Annotated in this window: 17 protein-coding genes and 1 pseudogene; 15 read left to right on the top strand and 3 right to left on the bottom strand. The window is 52.8% G+C overall.

Annotated features, from left to right (window positions below; genetic code table 11):
• Positions 1-19: 19 nt before the first annotated feature.
• From F3J26_RS13350 to F3J26_RS13410, 13 genes are all read left to right on the top strand, one after another.
• Positions 20-2,668, top strand: a complete 2,649-nt coding sequence (locus F3J26_RS13350; RefSeq protein WP_205246503.1) for a type VI secretion system tip protein TssI/VgrG — start codon at positions 20-22, stop codon at positions 2,666-2,668.
• Positions 2,669-2,735: 67 nt separating this feature from the next.
• Entirely contained in the window at positions 2,736-2,999 is a 264-nt protein-coding gene (locus F3J26_RS13355; protein WP_008454379.1) for a PAAR domain-containing protein, read from the top strand.
• 3 nt (positions 3,000-3,002) lie between these two features.
• Positions 3,003-3,845 carry a TagK domain-containing protein gene (locus F3J26_RS13360; RefSeq protein ID WP_008454380.1) on the top strand — a complete coding sequence of 281 codons (843 nt, stop codon included), beginning with the start codon at positions 3,003-3,005 and terminating at the stop codon, positions 3,843-3,845.
• 14 nt (positions 3,846-3,859) lie between these two features.
• The gene (locus tag F3J26_RS13365) at positions 3,860-4,660 is read left to right on the top strand and encodes a type VI secretion system accessory protein TagJ (protein WP_166994315.1); all 801 of its coding nucleotides are present in this window, start codon (positions 3,860-3,862) and stop codon (positions 4,658-4,660) included.
• A complete protein-coding gene (locus F3J26_RS13370; RefSeq protein WP_166994317.1) occupies positions 4,647-5,150 on the top strand; it encodes a type VI secretion system baseplate subunit TssE in 504 nt (167 codons plus the stop codon). Before F3J26_RS13365 ends, F3J26_RS13370 begins: the two co-directional genes overlap by 14 nt.
• Before the next feature lie 626 nt (positions 5,151-5,776).
• Entirely contained in the window at positions 5,777-6,385 is a 609-nt protein-coding gene (locus tag F3J26_RS13375) for a helix-turn-helix transcriptional regulator (RefSeq protein WP_008454387.1), read from the top strand.
• 29 nt (positions 6,386-6,414) lie between these two features.
• A complete protein-coding gene (locus F3J26_RS13380; protein ID WP_166994319.1) occupies positions 6,415-9,330 on the top strand; it encodes an autotransporter outer membrane beta-barrel domain-containing protein in 2,916 nt (971 codons plus the stop codon).
• A gap of 65 nt (positions 9,331-9,395) precedes the next feature.
• A complete protein-coding gene (locus F3J26_RS13385) occupies positions 9,396-9,956 on the top strand; it encodes a helix-turn-helix domain-containing protein (RefSeq protein WP_008454391.1) in 561 nt (186 codons plus the stop codon).
• Positions 9,957-10,006: 50 nt separating this feature from the next.
• Entirely contained in the window at positions 10,007-10,513 is a 507-nt protein-coding gene (locus F3J26_RS13390; protein WP_286180278.1) for a GNAT family N-acetyltransferase, read from the top strand.
• A gap of 955 nt (positions 10,514-11,468) precedes the next feature.
• Positions 11,469-11,726, top strand: coding sequence for a hypothetical protein (locus F3J26_RS13395; protein ID WP_166994323.1), 258 nt, complete (start codon positions 11,469-11,471; stop codon positions 11,724-11,726).
• Between the two features lie 84 nt (positions 11,727-11,810).
• Complete coding sequence (locus tag F3J26_RS13400; protein WP_166994325.1) at positions 11,811-12,485, top strand: CPBP family intramembrane glutamic endopeptidase; 675 nt, start codon at positions 11,811-11,813, stop codon at positions 12,483-12,485.
• A 97-nt stretch (positions 12,486-12,582) separates the two neighbouring features.
• Positions 12,583-13,740: an HlyD family secretion protein gene (locus tag F3J26_RS13405; protein WP_502706585.1), complete on the top strand. Its 1,158-nt coding sequence runs from the start codon at positions 12,583-12,585 to the stop codon at positions 13,738-13,740.
• Complete coding sequence (locus tag F3J26_RS13410) at positions 13,740-15,923, top strand: peptidase domain-containing ABC transporter (RefSeq protein ID WP_166994329.1); 2,184 nt, start codon at positions 13,740-13,742, stop codon at positions 15,921-15,923. The genes F3J26_RS13405 and F3J26_RS13410 overlap by 1 nt, the downstream gene beginning before the upstream one ends.
• Position 15,924: 1 nt before the next feature.
• Here F3J26_RS13410 and F3J26_RS22700 read toward each other — a convergent pair.
• Positions 15,925-16,217: pseudogene (locus F3J26_RS22700) on the bottom strand (GNAT family N-acetyltransferase); the annotation flags it as partial.
• A 44-nt stretch (positions 16,218-16,261) separates the two neighbouring features.
• On the bottom strand, positions 16,262-17,923 hold the full coding sequence (locus F3J26_RS13415) for an SgrR family transcriptional regulator (RefSeq protein ID WP_166994331.1): 1,662 nt from the start codon (positions 17,921-17,923) through the stop codon (positions 16,262-16,264).
• A gap of 108 nt (positions 17,924-18,031) precedes the next feature.
• On the opposite strand from F3J26_RS13415, the gene F3J26_RS13420 reads away from it, so the two are divergent.
• Positions 18,032-19,225 carry an MFS transporter gene (locus F3J26_RS13420; RefSeq protein WP_166994333.1) on the top strand — a complete coding sequence of 398 codons (1,194 nt, stop codon included), beginning with the start codon at positions 18,032-18,034 and terminating at the stop codon, positions 19,223-19,225.
• A gap of 62 nt (positions 19,226-19,287) precedes the next feature.
• Entirely contained in the window at positions 19,288-19,932 is a 645-nt protein-coding gene (zinT, locus tag F3J26_RS13425; RefSeq protein WP_166994334.1) for a metal-binding protein ZinT, read from the top strand.
• A gap of 35 nt (positions 19,933-19,967) precedes the next feature.
• On the opposite strand, the gene F3J26_RS13430 is transcribed toward zinT, so the two are convergent.
• Positions 19,968-20,651 (bottom strand): outer membrane protein, encoded by a 684-nt coding sequence (locus F3J26_RS13430; protein ID WP_166994336.1) that lies wholly within the window; start codon positions 20,649-20,651, stop codon positions 19,968-19,970.
• Positions 20,652-20,660 lie beyond the last annotated feature (9 nt).

Raw genomic sequence — 20,660 nt, forward strand, 5'->3', positions numbered from 1 at the left:
CAACGCATCGGGTGATTACATGTCACGCACTATTAGATTAAGCAGCCCGGCGATGCCTGTGCTGCTTGGGGAACCCGCGCTGGTTATCTCGAAGCTGGAAGGGGAAGAGTCACTTTCCTCCCTCTACAGCTACGCGATTACCGCTAAAACGCCAGCCAATCCCCAAATACCCTGGCAGTCAGCTTCTAATGTCGACCTGAAGTCGCTGATTGGTAAAGAGATGACGGTTCATATTGAACTCGACGGGAATGGGTTGGGAGACGTTCACGGTGTCGGTCAGGAGATTCGTGAAATTTCCGGCATGGTTCAGCGTGCCCGCTATGTTGGCCGCGACGGCTATCAGGCGTTGTATGAAGTTATTATTCGCCCCTGGCTGCACCTCGCTGAGCTGACGGCTGACTTTAAAATTTTCCAGCAAAAATCGGTGGTGACCATTATCGATGAGGTGCTGGGCGACTATAACTTCCCGTTTGAGAAGCGCCTTGCAGGGAATTATCCGCTTCTCGATTTCCAGGTTCAGTATGGCGAAACGGATTTCAATTTTATTGAACGCCTGATGGAAGAGTGGGGGATCTATTGGTTCTTCGAGCATAGCGAGGGCAGTCATAAGCTGATCCTCGTGGATAACGTGGGCGCGCATAAGCGATTCTCCAGCGAGGCTTATCACGTTATTCAGTACGCTTCAGACCGTCCAAAAATGGATCAGGAATACGTCAGCCAGTTCCATTTCCAGGAGACCATTACTTCCGGGAAATGGGTAACGAATGACTACGACTTCACCAAATCACGCGCCGATATCATGGCGCTGGACAGCAAACCTCGGAAGACCAGCTTCAACCAGATGGAGATCTTCCACTGGCCGGGAGATTACGAACAGCCGAGCATCGGGGAGCAGCTTGCGCGCGTCCGCATGGAAGAGCGTGGCGCCTTAGGCTCCCGCTGTGAAGGTTCCGGTGAACTTCGTGGGATTGTCTGCGGCTGCGACTTTGAGCTTGTTAACTATCCCGTTGAAAAGGCCAACCGTGAGTACATGGTGCTGCGTAGCCATTTGCTGGTTGAGGAAATCGATCAGCTCTCGTCGCACGATGAATTCCTTTATAGCTGTAACTTTACCGTTCAGCCGACGACCAAGATTTATCGTCACCCGATGACGGTGGCGAGGCCAAAAACCAGCGGTCCACAAACGGCTATCGTCGTCGGCCCTCCGGGGGAAGAGATCTGGACCGATGAATATGGCCGGGTAAAAGTCCGTTTTCTTTGGGATCGCTACGGCAAAAACCGTGAATCGGACTCCTGCTGGCTGCGAGTGAGCCAGGCCTGGGCCGGCAACAATTTCGGTGGGATTTACATTCCCCGCATTGGTCACGAAGTGATTGTTGATTTTATCAATGGCGATCCTGACAGGCCGCTTATCACCGGCAGCCTCTACAACAACGTCACCATGCCGCCCTGGGATCTCCCGGTTAACGCCACTCAGAGCGGGCTGGTTAGCCGGACCGTAGGCGGCGGTCGCAGCAACTTTAACGGGATCCGTTTTGAGGATAAGCCGGGGCTGGAGCAGTACTGGGAGCAGGCTGAACGCAACATGAGTCGCCTGACGAAACAGAACGAAGACCAGACCATAGGCATGAACTCTAACGTGAATGTTGGCCTGTCGCGCAACCTCTTTGTCGGGGCCAACTACATGTCTGACGTTATCGGGAACAGCAGCGCCATTATCGGTGCGGCGCTGGCAATCCAGGTAGGCGGCAGCCAAAGCGACAATGTTTTAGGGGCAAAAGGCATCAACGTCGGCGGCGCATTTATGACTGCCGTTGGGGGCTACCATTCGCTTTCCGTTGGGGGCGCACATCAGGTCAACGTAGGCGGTTACCATTCCCTGGCCGTTGGGGGCGCGAGCACCATGGTGGCCGGCGGGGCGATGACGCTTTCCGCGGGGGGCGAGCTGGTTATTTCCGCGAAGAAAATCAAAATCGTCGGCTCAGACCAGGTGATTATCCAGGGCGGCGAAGTGGATATTAACCCTGGCGACTGCGGTGACAACTGCGGAGGCGGCGGTGGCGGTGGCGGCGGTGGCGGTATGATTGGTTTGCCGGGGCTGCCGGCTATTACGGCTCTGTTTGGTGTGGTTATTCCTTTACCACCGCTGCCAACGCCAGAGCCTCCGCCGCCAACGATAACGCCAACTCAACCGCCGACGGAAACACCGACGGAAACGCCAACGGAAACGCCGACGGAAACCCCAACGGAAACACCGACGGAAACACCGACGGAAACACCGACGGAAACGCCAACGGAGACGCCGACGGAAACCCCAACGGAAACACCGACGGAAACACCGACGGAAACACCGACGGAGACACCGACGGAGACACCGACGGAAACGCCGACGGAAACGCCGACGGAAACGCCGACGGAAACGCCGACGGAAACGCCAACGGAGACGCCGACGGAGACACCGACGGAAACGCCGACGGAGACACCGACGGAAACGCCGACGGAAACGCCGACGGAAACGCCAACGGAGACACCGACGGAGACACCGACGGAAACGCCAACGGAAACGCCAACGGAAACACCGACGGAAACGCCGACGGAGACACCGACGGAAACGCCGACGGAGACACCAACGGAGACGCCGACCGGAAGTGAAACAATAGAGCCTTAACATTCAAATGATTACGGCGGTGGTTCGTTTGCCTCCGCCCTGACTGTTTTATTAAGGAGTGCGAACGATGCAAAACGCAGGACGAGTAGGAGATGCGACCGCGCATGGCGGAGCATTATGCAGTGGATCGGGTGATGTTTATATCAACGGATTGCCGGCGGCAATGGCTGGTATGAGCGTCGCGCCTTGTGCTTTGGGGCACGGGGCAGCCCCCGTAGCGACAGGCTCCGGGTCGGTCTTTATCAACGGTTTACCGGCAGCGCGCCTGGGGGACGTGACCGGCTGCGGCGCGGTTGTCGCCACCGGTTCCGGCGATGTCTACATAGGCTAAGCCGTGAATATTCACTTTGAATGGCCTGCTTCACGCCCGCCTGTCGCGCTGCCCAGAAACCTGACGGCCGAGACGGCTGCCGTGTTTGATGTAGCCAGTGGCTGTTTCGGCATCCATAACGCCCATTCCGGGCAGGATGCCGTCATCTTCTACTGGCATCTGGCAAGACCGGTGATGTTAAGCCTTTGCTTGCACCATGTGTGCCTGCTTGATGGCTGCGAAGTGGCCTATGGGTGCAGCCAGCCGCTGAACGATAAAAGCCAGCTGCAGCTAGGCCACTTCAAACTGGGCTTTGTCAGCCAGGACAGCACTGACGTCGATGAGCAAACTTTCTATCGGCTGATTTATCCCGGCGGTGCATGGCAGTCTGCGGATAAGGTGCCTGAGGTTGAAGATATCCTGCCCAACGGCGGGCATTACATCAACGACTTACGCTATTTCAATGACGTTATCCTCGCGCAGGCCAGGGGCAATGATGTGCTGAAAACGCTTGAGGTTGAATACAAGCGTTTTCTCATCTGGCGCGAGCAGGATGGCGGCTATTCAGGTGGAATGGCTCAGCATGCCGATTACATCATCAAAACGGATCTGCGGTTTGATGATGTCAACGCGCAAATCAAAGGCAAGACGCTGACCGAATGTATTGTTGCTAAAGATTTTCTCATGGAGAAGGTGTGGCCAGAGCTGGAACGTGGCGAAGCGGCGGATGACATTTTTAGCGAGGAGGAAAAAACCGACTTGCTGCTTGCCCTGTCGCCCGAGCACATTGCGGCCAAAGGAAAAAATACGGTGCCTGAGCTGGTATTTCAGGACTTCAATAAAGTGGGTCTGGACTCTTATTACTAATTAAAGGAATTGTCATGATGCAGGATTTTACTTCACTTACCCAGGCGCTTAAAAACGCGTCATTGAATGCGCTGCTAGAGCAGGTGCTGGCGCAGGTTAAAACGAATCCACAGGATCTTAAAGCTCGTGAAGTGCTGTTTAAGCTCTACTGCGTCGAGGGGAGCTGGGACAAGGCGCTGTTGCAGCTGCAAACGCTGGCGCTGCTGGACGATGCCCTGCACAAGCAGACAGAGCTGTATAAAAATCTGGTCTTCAGCGAAATGCAGCGTTTGCAGGTTTTAACCGGTGAGCGGCAGGCTGCGACGCTGCAGGGAGAAATGCCGTTATGGATGGAAAAGCTCCATCAGGCGAACGTCGAGCATTATCAGGGGCAGACCCGACTGGCGGCGCTTTCTCGCGATAAGGCTTTTGAGCTTGCGCCTGAAAGCGCAGGGCAAAGCGACACGCTGGCGGCATTCAAGTGGATAGCCGACAGCGATGGCCGCCTGGGGCCGGTCTGCGAATTTATTTGTGCAGGAGGCTATCGTTGGCTGCCGTTTGCCTCAATACAAACGCTAAGCGTTTCCACCCCTGGCGATTTGCTTGATCTGATTTGGCTGCCTGCAACCATCAAGGTTGCCGATGAGGTATACCACGGGTATATCCCTGCCCGTTACCCAGTAGAACCTCAGGACGATCAGCAAAAAAAACTGGGACTGAAAACAGAGTGGATAACGCTGTCTGAAGATCTTTCGGCGGGTACCGGGCGTAAAGTGCTGGTGACCGATATTAGCGATCGTTCAATAATGGAAGTTGGCGACATTGTTTTCGAATAATCCCTCAGAACGAAAGCAGCAATATCTTCCCACGCTGCTACAGCGCCTGCAGGACGATGAACCCAAAAGTCCTCACGATCGCGCGAGATTAATTGACATAAAGGGGATGCGGAGTCTGGTTCAAAAGGAGATTATTGATCTTATTAATCATACCAATATAGAAGATAGACTAAATGAGCAGCAACATAAGCTAATTATGGCTTCTGTTCTCAATTATGGGGTGCCGGCCTTGATAGGCACCCAGGAAAATCACAAGAATTGGAGTGTTATAGAAAAAACGATTCGTAACACTATTTTACGCTTTGAGCCAAGAATTATTCCTGAGACGCTTATCGTCCGCTCACTGCAGGATAAGGAGGGTGTAGCCCGGCATGCCGTTATACCGTTCGAGATCCGCGGGCTCATATACTGGCAGCCCAGGCCGGTTGATTTATGCATGAGCGGGCGTTATGACTTTGAGTCTGAAAAAGTCGATTTGAAGTTGCTATAAGTGCATCACAGATTTACTCTTTGGGGTATGCCCATTTCTGGGTGTTCTTATCTTTAAGAAATGTGGTCGGGCTTTTTTCCTGGCTACTTATCTCAAAATATCCTCATTAGCTAAATCCCCATGCTTCCTGTGTAATAAATTGCTGCGCATTATATTAATGTGCGCGGCTGTTTTTATTGTTTGCAGTTTAAAATACTATATTTTAGCCTATTATCTAGACGATAATTTTGAAAAAACGCATGTTAATGATATATTTGATCGTTTTATGGGTTGAGGGTAAACTTAAGTCCGACTTCCAACAAAGTCTTAATCTAAGAATAGGAGGGGCGTTTATCCTCCTGCACCAATTTTTGTGTCTCATTAAAATTAGTCTCTATCTCTGGTTGGTTTAATCACATAGGCTGTTTTTCTATCTTTAACAGTATGTTAGCTTAATCTTTCTCATCTTCGTATGGAGGAAAATATTTAAGGAAGGCATTACGTCAGGGGCCGGATAGGTTATGTCTGAATGGCTTAACTTACCATAAGTTGTTTCTATTCGCTCACTTTGTCTTTTCTGACAAGCATTTCGTATGCCCTGGAGTAGCTGCAACTTGGATGGGAATCGCAACACATGGGTGTGAAGTATGTTGAACATATTATTATTGGATTCTAACTATTACCAGACATCGGGACTGAGCCTCTTAATTACTAACCAACTTGCTGATGAAAGCCTCGGTGAGGTCTGTTTTTTATTACCGTCCGAAGAAATGAGTTATGACATCGCTAACATTATCTTTCAGGATGACAGAGTAACGATTCAAATTAATAACCAACGGAATAATGAAGTTTCGTTTGATGGCGGATACAAGGAGAATGAAAAAATAATTGTCCATGTTCCATTTTTAACCAGAAACCAAACGCTTAACGACATATCCATGAAGATCGGCAAGATACTTGCGATTGCGCGTTCGGATTATAACCTGCTCATCAACAAGGAAGAGGCCTACTGGAGCCTGGGGCTAAAGAAATATGCACAGCTCTCTGATACTGAAAATAATGTAATGATTCTGATTGGTCGGGGGTACAACAGCACCGATATTTCAAGGATCCTTAATCGCTCAAGAAAAACCATTAGCACGCATTATCGTAACGCCAGCCGAAAAATGGGGGCGGCAAATAGAGCCGAATTTTATCGGTTCGCATCATTTATTGCCCGCTGCGGACGCGATGAAAGAAACACCCTTTGCCTGTGAGGCAATGATCAACTTAAAAGGAATTGAAAATGAAGTATAAAATATACATCAAATGGAGATTAAACCCCTTACTGCCCCAACGGCTGTGTATTTTAAGCGTACTTGCGGCTGGCTGTTCGCCCGCGTGGGCGGCCAATAATGACACGATTATTATCAACGGCGGTAATAGCACCCTAAGCAACACGACGTTGAATAATGAGGTTACAGGCAATTTTATTGTCCAGGCGCGAAATAATGCGACCGTCTCCGCCTCTCAATTGGTTCTTAATAGTTCCGGAAAGAATGGGGGAGGCGCATGGATAGATAATAGCGAATTCAACGTGCAGGATTTGCAGGTCAACGTGACCGGCAAGGGCGGCAGCGGGGTTTACTTTGCCAATGACAGCCTTGGAACATTAGATAAATTTAACATTACCGGGCAGGACAACGCGCTGGGTCTGGTACTGGACGGTTACTGGACGGCAAACCAGGGAACGTCGGTGGTGCAGGCATCCAATGGGGCGATCGCCACACAGGGCGGCGATGCTATCAGGGTGATGGCCGGGGAGCTGACGCTGAATAACGTCTCTGCCAGTACTGAGGGCGATCACAGCTATGCGGTTAACGCCAATTTAGCCGCAAAAATTGCGATTGAAGGCGGCACTTTCACTACCGAAGGCGCATACAGCGATGCCGTCTGGGTGGCATCCAGGGACTCCTCCGTCGTAGTGAACAACGCGAAAATCACCACAAAAGGGGATAACGCTATTGCCGTTAATGCCCAGCGGGGTGAAGCCCGGATGACCCGCAGTACCATTGAAACGTTGGGGGATAATGCCCACGGTTTGTACAGCGAATACCTGATTACCGGCGATAACCTGTCTGTCACCACTTCGGGCAAAGGCAGCGTGGGCATGTTTACCGCACGCGGTGGGCAAGGCCGCTTAACAAATAGCCATATCTCGACGTCGGGCGAGCTTGCCCCGGGCCTGCTGGCCTACCCCAATGCGCAAATCAAAGCGGACCATGTGCAGATCGAAACCACGGGAAAAACAAGTTTTGGCCTCTGGAGCCAGGGGGGAGAGCTTGACGTCAGGCACAGCACGATTTCTACCACAGGAGAGGACGCGAGCGGCCTCTATGTGAATGGCAGCTCATCGTCAACGGCAATCAGTAACACCGTGACGCTGGAAAATGTGGGGCTGAATGCTGCCCAGGCTCGGGCCATTGACGTTACGGCGACCGAACTGCTGCTGAACGTCAAGGATTCCGACATCAGCGGTGGCAACGGCCAACTGATGTCGGTGCAGCACTATGATGACGGGGCCAGCGGCGTCAACAACGTCTACAGCAAGGTGATATTTAATGCCGCCAGCAGCGCGCTGAAAGGTGACATTGTGGTGGACGATCCGGCCAATAGCGTGGCGGTAAATCTGACATCCGGCTCCGTGCTGACGGGAGCCGTGACCCATGCATCCTCGCTGATGCTCGACGAGAGCAGCCGCTGGAATATTAATAACCGCTCTGTCGTTGGGCAACTGACCAATAATGGCACGCTCGTTTTTACCGACGAGAACAATTTTGACTCGCTTACCGTAGCAGGCGATTACGCCGGTAATGGCGGGCAGATGGTGATGAACAGCGTGCTTGGCGACGATAATTCTCCGGCGAATAAGCTGATAGTTCAGGGCGACGTCTTGCCCGGCATAACGCACGTTAGCGTGAATAATTTGGGGGGACACGGGGCCAGTACCGTGGAAGGCATCGAACTGGTTGATGTGCAGGGAACGTCCCAAGGCAGCTTCGTTAAGGCGGGCCGTATTGTTGCGGGAGCCTACGACTACGATCTGGTTCGGAAAAACGACAGCTGGTATCTCACCAGCCAGCTTACCCCGGTGGATCCCGAACCTACACCCGAGCCAGATCCTGAACCTACACCCGGGCCAGATCCTGCACCTACACCCGAACCGAAAGTCGATCCTATCGTTCGACCTGAGGGCGGGAGCTATACGGCTAACCTCGCGGCAGCGAATAACCTGTTTATCATGACCCTGCATGACCGACTCGGAGAGACGCAATTTATTGATGCGTTAACCGGCCAGCGGGAGGTGACCAGTCTTTGGCTACGCCAGGTTGGCGGCCACAATGTCTGGCGCGATGGCAGCGGGCAGCTAAAAACACAAAGTAACCGTTACCTGACGCAGATGGGCGGCGACGTGGCTCGCTGGAGCACGGACGGCACCGACCGCTGGCATGTTGGGGTTATGGCGGGTTACGGGAAAAACAGCAGCACGACGGAGAATAGATCCAGCGGCTATCGTTCGAAAGGCACGGTGGACGGCTACAGTATTGGCGGCTACGGCACCTGGTACGCTAACGAAGAGGATCGCACCGGCGCATGGCTGGACAGCTGGCTTCAGTACGGCTGGTTTAATAACGAAGTGAAGGGCGATAGCCTTGCGACGGAAGCCTATAAGTCGCATGGGATAACCGCCTCGCTGGAAGCAGGTTACGCCTGGAAACTGGGCCAGTTTTGGGGCAGCCAGGGTACCGTCAACGAATGGTTTGTGCAGCCACACGCCCAGGCGGTCTGGATGGGCGTTCGCGCAGACAAGCATCAGGAAGAGAACGGCACCCGCGTCCGTCAGGAGGGAGACGGCAATGTGCTGACCCGCTTAGGGGTTAAAACCTGGCTCAAAAGCCACCACGCACGCGATGGCCATAAGCAGCGTGAGTTCCAGCCCTTTGTTGAGCTGAACTGGCTGCACAACACGCGCAGTTTTGCAACAACCCTCGATGAGGTTCGCATCGGCCAGAATGGCGCGACCAATATTGCAGAAGCCAAAGTTGGGCTCGAGGGGCAGATCAGCGCCCGGGTGAATCTGTGGGGTAATGTCGGCGTGCAGATAGGGGATGCGGGCTACAGCGACGCTGCGGCGATGTTTGGTATGAAATACAATTTCTAAGCCCTTAAATTCGGGCAGGTTAGCGCCTGCCCGAATGCTTTTTATGGGTTGAGGTGATGACGGATATGAGAATCGTTGCAAAGGAATGTTTTTATCTGGACGGATTGTTAACGCTGTTAGAAAGAATGCATCTCGACTACACCGAATGGGGTATCTGGATCACCGGACAGCGTTTTATCCCGTTTTTTATTTTTACAGAAAATAACGCCTACGCGCTTTATAACAGCGCGTTTCGACACCGAATACCTTCGCCGTCGATCATATTTTGTTCCGACCGGGCGAAGACTTTCCTTCAGGATATTTGGTACAGGGAAGAAATCTATTTTATTTCGTTGAGCGATGATTGTTATACGATCGGCGGAAAAATCAACTCAGCCATTGCGAAAATACTGTACCCTAAAAGGCAGCGTATCGTGCCTTCCTGCCCGTACTGCCGTTTAGACTGCGATGAAATAAATGTTATTCGCTTTTTGTTAAAAGGCTATAGGCCCGCCATGATTGCAGACTCTCTCAACATAACGATTCGGCAGATCAGCCTCCATAAGCGTTCAGCAATGAGTAAGCTCCAGGTGAAAAGCTTCGCTGAGCTCTACTTTAAGGTTAAGTTATTAGACGCTATCGCTTAAATTCAAATTTTGATGGCAAAAATCTTCTTTGTTGGGGGAAAGGCATGAGTATGAAAATACGTAAAGCAAGGCTGGAAGATGTGCCGCTCTTAGCTGCGTTGGGGAGCGAAAGTTATCGCCATCACTTTGAGCGACACTGGGTTTCTGCTGAGGAGCTTCAGGCTTTTATTGAAGAGGAATACGCTCCGCAGACGCTGGCCGAGAGCCTGGCCTGCCCTGGGGTCAGCTGGTTTATTGCTGAGGTAGAAAAGCCGGTGGGATTTGCCAAAATCAGCTGGAACCTGCCGGTGCCTGAGCATTCGTTTTCCGGCGCCCTGCTTAATAAGCTCTACCTTGCCCCAGGTGAGACGGGGAAAAACTACGGCAAGCTGATTTTCGAAGAAATGCTTCGGCTGGCGCAGCGGCGAGAACAGCATTATCTGTGGCTACAGGTTCTGGAAGGGAACGAAGGCGCCCGGCGCTTTTATGAGGCCCAGGGCATGCGCCACTTAACAAATGAAACGTTTTCCAGCGCCACGCAGACCAGCACTTTATACATTCTCGGCAGAAGTATTTAGCCTGGTGGAATCAGGTTGTAAATCTATAGCCCAACGTCTGGATGATAGAGGCTGAGTTTCTAACCTGCTGTCTTCTATTTTTGCCCTTCATTCCTATAAGCCTGTACGTGAGCCTGTATAAAGTTCGGGGGATCGTTATTTTTATCTCTGCCCCACGCGTATCACATCAGGACACACTCAGTTCATTATTTTTAATCCAGATGCGGGCGATGGCTGGCGGTGCTCACCTGTACCGCTAACGCGGGGCATTAAAGTTAAATCTCCTCCTGCGCGGCTCCCTCTCCGGGCATAAAGACCCGCGCCCACTGCAGTTCAGTCTTTATGTCGTCATCATCATCTGGAATCTGTATCTGATGGCGGGCCGGTCACGGTAAGGATATGTGGGCAACGGAGGGGTATTGTGCCCGGTTGTTCACATACTGATACGTTTTCTTTTTTTCTAAAGATATAAAAATCAATCGCCTGTAAAGTTAATTACATTTGTTTACATAAATTCATTTTTATAACCGTATTCGCCATGACATAAAAAAACAGCACGTATCGTTAAAACGTAAGCACGTGTCGTTAAACCGTAATTAAGAGGGATTTTATGTCTGATATCAGAGAATTAAACATCAGTGAGCTGGCTCTCATTGGGGGCGGAAACGCCAACGGCAACTACGAACGCGGCGATTCCAGAAGTCGGGGTGGCAGTACAAACTACGGTGGCTAGGCGAATGGTTTTCAGCCAAATCTGGCGGCAGGGGCGGCCGGAGCCAATATGTACAATGATTTGAGCAGTAATTGTGGCCTTGCAATGGTTGGTGGAGCTGCGGGTCTGGCTAGTGCCGTTGCGTCGAGAAGTCCAGGTTCTGCAGTTGCAGCAGTGACTGGTATGATAGCTGGTTGCCGCAATGATTCTCAGTCGTCTTCAAAAAATGGCCCTCCGTTCCACTAAATATTTCGGGATGGCTATATGAATTTAGTAAACGTTACCGTTGCATTGTGTTCTGTGGTTTTATCCATCTGTGTTACCTACATTGCAGTACAGATGTTAAACACGATAAATGCATCAAATACTGCAGAGATGATAGTAAAATCTTTTACCATTTTCAGTGTTATATATACGAGTTCAAAAATATTCCCTTTGGCTATCCAAAAAATATTATCATGGAGTAGAGGAATTGCTTCTGCTTTAGAAAGAAGCAAAGCAGGGCAAAAACCCTTCAACTAGTTAACTAAGAGCCTGTCGATGTTTACAGGCTCTTTCTAACAATTATTAAATAAGATATTTTTACTGAGAAAAAGGACAGCATTCATGTCTGGGACTGATAATATACCTGTGTACTCAAAGGGATTAAATATTTTCACGCATAGCCATGTTACGGCGTTTTATTTATTTATTACGTTTTCACTGTCAATAGTTTTCACATCAATTCCTGTCCTTATCATTAACCACACAGATACAGGTTTGGATAGCGCATTATTTATCATGTGCATGGCAGAGTTTCTTTTGGCCTTGATTTCTTATCTTGTATATCTGCATCGCTTATCAGAGTTTCGCCTTTCAAGCTTTTCTGCACGACAGTTCATTTGTCTTGTCACTCTTATTATTGCGCTGCAAATATCAGTGGTTTTATTATCAACTTCAGGGTTTCACAAAAAAACAACGGTACTCTTCGATGTAATCCCTTTCATTACCCTGACGTTTGTTATACCCGTATACGAGGAGATTTTTTACAGGGGATGCCTGTTCGGATTTATTTGTTCACTTTATAAAAAAGGCATTATTTTACCCTCCGTTTTGTGCTCAGTTGTATTCTCTTTAATGCACACGCAGTACATGTCTTTTATCGAATATGCTCTTATGTTTTCGGTCGGCTTAATCCTGACCCACGCAAGAGTTATCTCAAGAGGTCTGCTGCTCCCGATAGTATTGCATTCAACAATGAATGCCTTTGTTCTTATCTTCAACTCCTTCCTCTCAAAATAGAATGACCTTATTTAGAAAGGAAGCGGTAGAGCACCAGAATGACACTGCGCTGGGTGAAATTATTATCCCCACGTCTGCCGGATTCACCCTCAGTGCCATGCTGACGCTCGGTTTACTGGCGCTGATTTTTATTTTCCTCAGCAGCAGCCAGTACACCCGTAAAGCCCATCTGTCTGGCATAGTCATGCCGTCTTCAGGTTTGATTAAGGTGATCCCGCAGTATGCCGGATATGTCACTGCGCTAAAAATTGCTGAGGGGCAGCATGTGACTGCCGGTAGCCCGCTCTATCACATCAGCGGGGAACATTATGACGGCCAGGGCGGCGGCACAATGGCTGCCATGCGTCTCTCGCTGAATACGCAGTACCAGATGCTCGAGTCCCAACAGCGTCTCGAGTCCCGCGATAACAGTCAGCAGCAGCAGGGAATACGTCAACGTCTGCTCTCTCTTGAACCCCAGCTTCAGAGCGCCCAGCAGCGGCTGACACAGGCTGAGCAGCAGGCGCAGCTTGCCGTCTCCGTGATGAGCCGTTATCGCGACCTGCTCTCCCGCCATTACGTTTCCGAAATCGAATATCAGCAGCGGCAGATGGCGGTGTCCGCCGCGAATGAAAATGTGGAGGAGCAGCGTTTGGTCCTGCTGCAGCTCAGGGCGGCGAAAGAAACGGCTGAGGATGAGCTGGTTCACCTTATCACCCTCGGGGAAAGTCGAAGTCAGGAGCTCGACCGGCAGCTTCAGGGCATCAAACAGCAACAGCTTGAACTGGCAGGCCAGGAGAGTTTCGTGCTGACGGCTCCGGTCTCCGGCACTGTGGCAGCCATTCTGGTGAAAGAAGGCCAGCCCGTACGGGCCACTGAGCCGGTGATGACCCTGATGCCGGACAATGCTCGTCTGCAGGTCGAACTTTACGCGACCAGTCAGAATGCCGGATTTATCCAGCCTGGGCAGCGGGTGGCGCTGCGCTTCAGCGCCTTTCCTTACCAGAAATTTGGTGTGCAGTACGGCACTATTCGCGATATCAGCCGCACCACGCTTACCCCCTCCGATCTGCTCTCCGTCTCTCCGGTGACCTGGAAAGAAAATGAGGGACATTACCGGGTGATTGTCGAGCCGGAGAAAACATTTATTCAGGCCTATGGCAGACCGGAGCCGCTGCGCCCGGGCATGACCCTGGAAGGGGACGTCAGTCTCGATACCCGCTATCTGTGGGAGTGGCTGACCGAGCCACTCTGGAGTGTGAAAGGAAAACTGTGATGGGATCACTGAACTGGAGTGGCAGGAAAAGCCTGCCCGTGATACGGCAGGCGGAGTCTGCCGAATGCGGACTCGCCTGCCTGGCGATGATCGCCTGCTGGCACGGGCTCAACACCGATTTACCGACCCTGCGGGAGCGATTCCCTGTCAGCACCCAGGGGATGACCCTGCAGAAACTGACGCAGTGTGCCGCCGATCTGCGCCTGTCCTCCCGGGCCGTCCGGCTCGAACTGGAAGATCTGAGGGCGCTGGCCCTGCCGTGCATTCTTCACTGGAACATGAATCATTTTGTCGTGCTGCATAAAATTCGCGGCAACCGGGTCACCTTGCACGATCCGGACCGTGGAAAGGTTATCCTGTCTCTGTCGGAAGCCGGGAAACATTTTACCGGCATCGCGCTGGAGCTGACGCCCACTGCCGGTTTCGCGCCTCGGGATGAACGACAAAAAATAAAGCTGCGCCAGCTGACCGGCAAAACGTCCGGGCTGTTGCCGGCGATGGTACGCATTCTGATTTTCGCTCTGGCGCTGGAGATTCTGGCGCTGGGGACACCGCTGCTTAACCAGCTGGTCATTGATGAGGTACTGGTTGCCGCCGACAGAAATCTCCTGACGCTGGTAATTGCCGCGCTGTTGCTACTTTCCCTTACGCAGATGCTGCTCTCCCTGGCCAGGCAGTGGGCAACCATCACCCTGTCGGTAAACTTCAATATGCAGTGGACGGCCCGGGTTTTTCATCACCTGGTACGGCTTCCCTTGAACTGGTTTGACGCCCGCAGCCGCGGCAGTATCAGCGCCCGTTTCAGCGCAGTGGACAGTATCCAGCACGCGCTGACCACGCAGGTCCTTGAGGGTATTCTGGATGTACTGCTGGTTGTTACCTCACTGACAATGATGCTGCTGTACAGCCCGGGCATGACGCTGATTGCGGTACTGGCCGCCGTTATCTACGGGCTCCTGAGGGCGCTCTGGTACCCGTCCCTGAAACAGGCTGCAGAAGATGCCTGGGATGCCGAAGCGCGTGAGTCCGGGCATTTTCTCGAAACGCTGGGCGGGATCCTGAGCCTGAGGATCAACGGCGTCATGCCTTACCGGGAGGCCGCCTGGCTCAACCTCAACGTGATCCGCAGAAATACGCAGCTGCGTCAGAGTCGCCTGATGATGGGGTACGACATTGCCCACACTCTGACGGGCAGCGTGGTCACCGCCGTGATCCTCTGGAAAGGGGCTGGAGAGGTACTGGACGGGACCTTTACCGTGGGCATGCTGGTCGCCTATCTCGCCTACCAGGGGCGGTTCTCAGGCAGCATCAGTAGCCTGACGGATAAGTTTTTTTCCTGGCGGATGTTGGATGTCTATAACACCTGCCTCGCCGATATTGTGCTGAGTCCGACGGAAGCGCAGCTGCGTCGGCCCGCGGCGGCGGAGGACGTACACCGTGACGATACCCAGGTAACCCCGGATCTTCCATCGGACGAGGCCGGTGCCCCGCTGAGACTTGTCGGGGTGTCATTCCGTCATAAAGGTGCAGCAGAGCCAGTCCTCAGCGATATCTCTCTGACGGTAAACCCCGGGGAAGTGGTGGCCATTACCGGGAAATCAGGCTGCGGGAAATCCACCCTGGTGAAGCTGATACTGGGGATCCACACGCCTGAAACCGGAGATATTCGCACTTTTGGGGTACCGCATACGCACCCCCACTATGTTCAGGTCCGTCAGCGGATCGGGACTGTCCTGCAGGACGATCAGCTCTTTCGTGGTTCGATTTCCGACAATATTATTTTCTTTAGCGAGGAGCGGGATCAGACCCGCATGGCCTGGTGCGCGAGGATGGCGCTGATTGATGCGGACATCATGGCAATGCCAATGGGGTATCAGACCCTGGTCGGTGAAACGGGAGGGACGCTTTCCGGAGGGCAGAAGCAACGGATCCTGCTGGCGCGAGCATTGTACAAACGACCCGGTTTTTTACTGCTCGATGAGGCAACGAGTCATTTGGATATGGAGAGTGAAATTATCATCAGCCAGACGCTCAAGGATTCAGGTCTTGCCGTTCTGTTGATAGCTCACCGTCAGGAGACGCTGGCCTCGGCCGATCGTGTCCTGTACATAGACAGAGGCGTCATCACCCATCAGTCTACAGAGACCGTCGATAAGCAGATGCCTATACCAGCGGTTTCATAATCAACGCGCGAACCATGATCGCACGAACGCCAATGCTCTCTGTGACCCGATAACAGCGCAGCACGTCATCGTGCAGTAAATCAGCGCCAGGCCCTTGTCCAGTGAATATGATGTCGACGACCAGACGCGCAACTATGATGGTGGGGATCGGATCAGGCATATTGCGTCGAAGGTCCCCGTGGATTCCACATTGCCAACGCTGCCGCTGGTCAGAGAGTAAAAACTAACAACTCGCTTCGTCTCTGCTTTACAGGCAGCGCCCGTGCGGGCAGCCCCGAAGGCCTGATTTTTCAAGACGTTCCCGCTGTCGTCCTGAGTAGCCTCCCCGCGCCGCTGTCTCAGGACACACTCAGTTCATTATTTTTAATCCAGATGCGGGCGAGGTCGACCCAGCCATAGCCTGCCAGCCCGGTGCCGTGCAGGCGATGGTTTGCCGTGTAGCCCACTCGCTCATGGGACAAAGGCAGCAAGATGCCTTCGGTAATCAGCCAGTCCGCCAGCGCTTTGCACTTTTCCTGCCTGGATTGCTCGTGGGGATCGGTTCTTATCTGCGCGAGCCTGTCATGCAGGCGTTCGTGCTCCGTCTTAGTCATGCCCGCACTCAATAGTTTTGAGCTGTGGAGCCACTCGTAAATGTCGTAGGCACTGCGGTGGTAGAGGATTTCACTCCCCATGATCAGGTCGGCCTCGCTGAGCCACTCTTCCGGGCGAAGAAAAGCCTCGCTTCCAAGGATGATATGTTCAGCTCTTATGCCTGCGGCGGTAAGAACCTGCTGCAGGCGGGCAAACAGCATAGTGAAGCACGGCAGATCGTAAGAGTAGATTTTTAGCGTGCCGGTGATGTCTGGCGGCGAATTTTGCCTCAAAGAACGTGGGCTTTTCCAGCCGGGGATAATGCTGAGGGCTGGCGTTCGTTCCGCGTTGTTTGCCGGTGGAAGCGCGTTGCTCAGTAACCCCAGTATCGCCTGGCGTTCTCCCACTGGGATGAGCTGACTGCGGGTGCTCACTATCAGATAGGTGCACCCGTTCTGAACATCGGTTTGCTGAGTTGCAGCCCCCGGATCAAAGGTAATGTCTGTTACGGGATCGGGGGATTCCGGCAGGGACCAAAGCTCAACTTTTTCAATTAAAGCGCGTGTGCCGTAGTAGCGATCGAAGGCCCGCAGCACAATGCGCTGCTTGCTCTGTTGCTCCATTTGGAATGGACCGCTGCCGATGGGCCGTCCGTGCCGGGACGAAGGAAGTGTGATAGAGGCGGTCGCCGTCGCCAGTTTGTGGGGCCACAGCCAGTCGGTGTGCGTGAGATGGCAAGTCAGTACCTCGCTGCTCAGAACTTCAACACGATCTAACGACTGAAAAAGGCCGGCATAGTGTCCCGGCGGCTCTTTCAGCCGCAGCAGGCTTTGCGCGACGATACTTGCGTCCAGGCGTTCTCCGGTGTGAAACGTGACGCCGGGCCTCAGCCAAAATGTCCAGGCCGTGGCCTGAGCATTTGTTTCGAAGTGGTGGGCAAGGGCGCCGGTGATTCGCTGGTTTATTTCATCGTAATCCACGAGCCTGTCGTAAATTTGCCGGACCAGATATGACTCAATCCTGTTTTTGATGCGCCGGGGATCCAGGGTAGCTGGCAGGGTTGGAATGGCGATTCTGACCTCTTTGCCCACCACGCCAAGATGGCTGCTCAGATCGGCAAGTAGCCGGTTTCTCTGCGGCGACGTCAGGTGCGCGAAGGCGGCTTCCAGCTGCCCTTTGGCGACCAGATCCCTGAGCCGTAACCATTCAATTTGCTCCGGGCTGGTCACCAGCCGTAGCGTCGAGCGTTTTCCTCGCCCGATACCGGGCTGCCAGTCAATCCAGCCCAGCTCACGCATTTTAGTCAGCTGGATACGGGCATAGCGTTCGCTGCAATGCAGTAAGTCTGCCAGTTGCTCTAATCCCGGCTGGGCCGGTGCATCCCCGAAGCGTCGGTATAACACGTTGAATTTATCGATCAGCACCATGACTTTTCTCTAAAAAGAGGAATAAATTTCACCTTTATTCATCCATTTTTGTGTTCCTCTTTTTTATCTATAGTGAATTCCTCCTTAGCCGTCAACGGAATTAAAAAAATGTCAGGTCGGGTTTTAACCGTTTATTTTCTTCTGGCGTCCTCATTTTTATCCTCTATTTCCCGGGCGATGATTGCCCCTGTTTTAGTCCTTACGCTCGGTAAGAATTTACATATTTCATTCGAGTCTGCGGGACTTCTGCTCGGCGGCGCGCTGCTGGTTTCTTCCGGGCTGGGCGTGTATGGCGGATACTGGCTGGACAGGCTGTCACGCTCGCTTATTTTAAGGCTTTGTGGTTTGGTGATGGCCGTTGGCTGGCTGCTGCTTGGCTGGATGGAAAGTCTGGCTGGCGTGCTGTTCGTATTGACCCTGAGCGAGGTCGCGAATACGTTTTATGCCATTGGCGTAAAGGCTTCCCTGAGCGATTTGGTTCCTCAGGGCGAAAGAACCAAAGTATTTTCTCTTCGCTATACCTTAATTAATGTCGCCTGGGCGACAGGCCCGTTATTGACCACGTTTGTATTATCCCCGAATGTTGAAAGTGTCTATTTGGCCGCGGGAGTCTGCTCGTTGCTGGGGGTGTTATTCCAGCCTCGTTTTAAGAATGCATTCACAGGCAACCGGCCTGAATCATTTTTAAAGACGCTGTCCGTGCTGGCAAGAGATCGTGTCTTAATCTGGTTTACCCTGAGTACCGTATTTGCGTGGGTGGTGATGGGGCGTTTTTCTGACTACCTGCCGCTCTGGTTCTTAACCAGCATGGGCAAGCCCGAAGCAATGCGCTTTGTTTCGGTACTCATTAGCTGTAATTCTCTGACGGTGATACTGCTTCAATATCCTGTCAGCCTCTGGCTGCTGCATCGCAGGCCGTTAATTAAACTGATTGTGGTGGGCTTTGCCCTGCTGGCGGCCGCTATAACTGCGATGGGCGGGCTGGATACGCTGCCGGGGCTGTGTGCGGCGATGTTTGTTTTCAGCCTGGGCGAAATCATTCTGATCCCCAGTGAATATATCTACATTGACGACATCGCGCCTGAGGCGCTGAAGGCCAGCTATTATGGGGCGCAAAATCTTTCCTCACTGGGCAGTAGCCTGGGGCCAATGGTGTTCTCTTTAGGGCTGATGGCCGGGCTGGACAGAGGGATATTTTTGCTGATGGGCGCGCTTTGCCTGGCCGGTATGCTGTTGGCGCTTTACAGCGAAAGAGTGCGTCTTCGGCAGGCGCCGGGCACGCTCACCGCAGGCTGGAGTTGATTTCGTGATTTGTTATGTTATAACGTTTTCCTTTTCGTGTAAGGAATACACAGGGGAACAGTATGATCATGAAAAAATCGGCGTTTATTCTGGGCATGGGCGTGTTACTGGCGAGCCATCAGGCGCTGGCGCACGGCCACCATCACGGCAAACCGCTCACGGAAGTGGAACAAAAGGCGAGCGAAGGGATCTTTGACGACGTTAACGTGAAAGATCGCGCGCTGTCCGACTGGGACGGGATCTGGCAGTCGGTCAATCCCCTGCTGCTCAGCGGCGACCTCGATCCGGTGCTGGAGAAAAAAGCCAAAAAGAGCGGCAAAAGCGTGGCGGAGTATCGGGCGTATTATCAAAAGGGCTATGCGACTGACGTGGAGATGATAGGGATTGAAAATAATGTCATCGAGTTTCACGTCGGCAAAGCGGTGCAAAGCTGTCATTACGACTACGCCGGGCATAAAATCCTGACCTATGCCTCGGGAAAGAAGGGCGTTCGCTACCTGTTTGAGTGCAAAGATGCGCAGTCCAAAGCGCCAAAGTTCGTGCAGTTTAGCGACCACATCATCGCCCCGCGCCAGTCGCAGCATTTCCATATCTTTATGGGGAGCGAATCACAAGATGCTTTGCTGAAAGAGATGGACAACTGGCCGACGTATTACCCGTACAACATGACCAAAGCGCAGGTTGTGGACGAGATGCTGCATCACTAACAATGTAAAAGGGCGGCCCGGTGGCCGCCTTATTGTTAGAACAGGTAGCGAGCACCCAGAGTGAACTCGCTGGAGGCCAGGCGAGCTTTCATCTGCTCATCCTTCAGGCCACGCACGTTCCCGAAGGTGTTATAGCCGCTTTCCACTTTCCCCATATCCACGTAGCGATAGCCCACGTCGAAACTCAGGCGAGCGATCGGTGAGTAGCTGATGCCCGCGCCCAACGAATAAGCGAGATTGTTTTGCGTGCTGTCGGCGTATTCACGGGCGGCGTTGCTCTGCCAGCCGCCGGCCTTCACTTTCGCAATACCTAAGCCAGCGGTGCCAAACAGCGACACGCCATAGCCAATGTCGTAATCGCGATAGACGTTCAGCATCAGCCGCTCGGTGTTCAGCTTCAGGTGGTTCAGGCTGGTCGGGAAGGCGGTTGAGCCGCTGGTAAATTCAGTTTTCTGGCGGAAAGTGTATTCTCCTTCGGTGCGCCAGCCGTTGCCGTACTGGTAGCCAGCCGCCAGTGACGCGCCGCCGAGCCTGTCTTTCTCTTTACCGCCAACAAACTGGCCGACGCCGGGACGGCTGCTGGTGTCCTGGTCACTGGCGCGCTGCTCGCTGTGTACATATTTCGCCGAAGCGTAGTAGCCTTCATCGCTGGTGGCTGCGGCGGCATGGCCTGCGCTCAGCAGAAGCGCCAGCGTTAGTAAGCTTTTCTTGTCATGCATGTCCTGCTC

The organism is Enterobacter sp. Ap-867, assembly GCF_011752855.1.
In the GTDB taxonomy this organism is placed as follows: Bacteria; Pseudomonadota; Gammaproteobacteria; order Enterobacterales; family Enterobacteriaceae; genus Cedecea.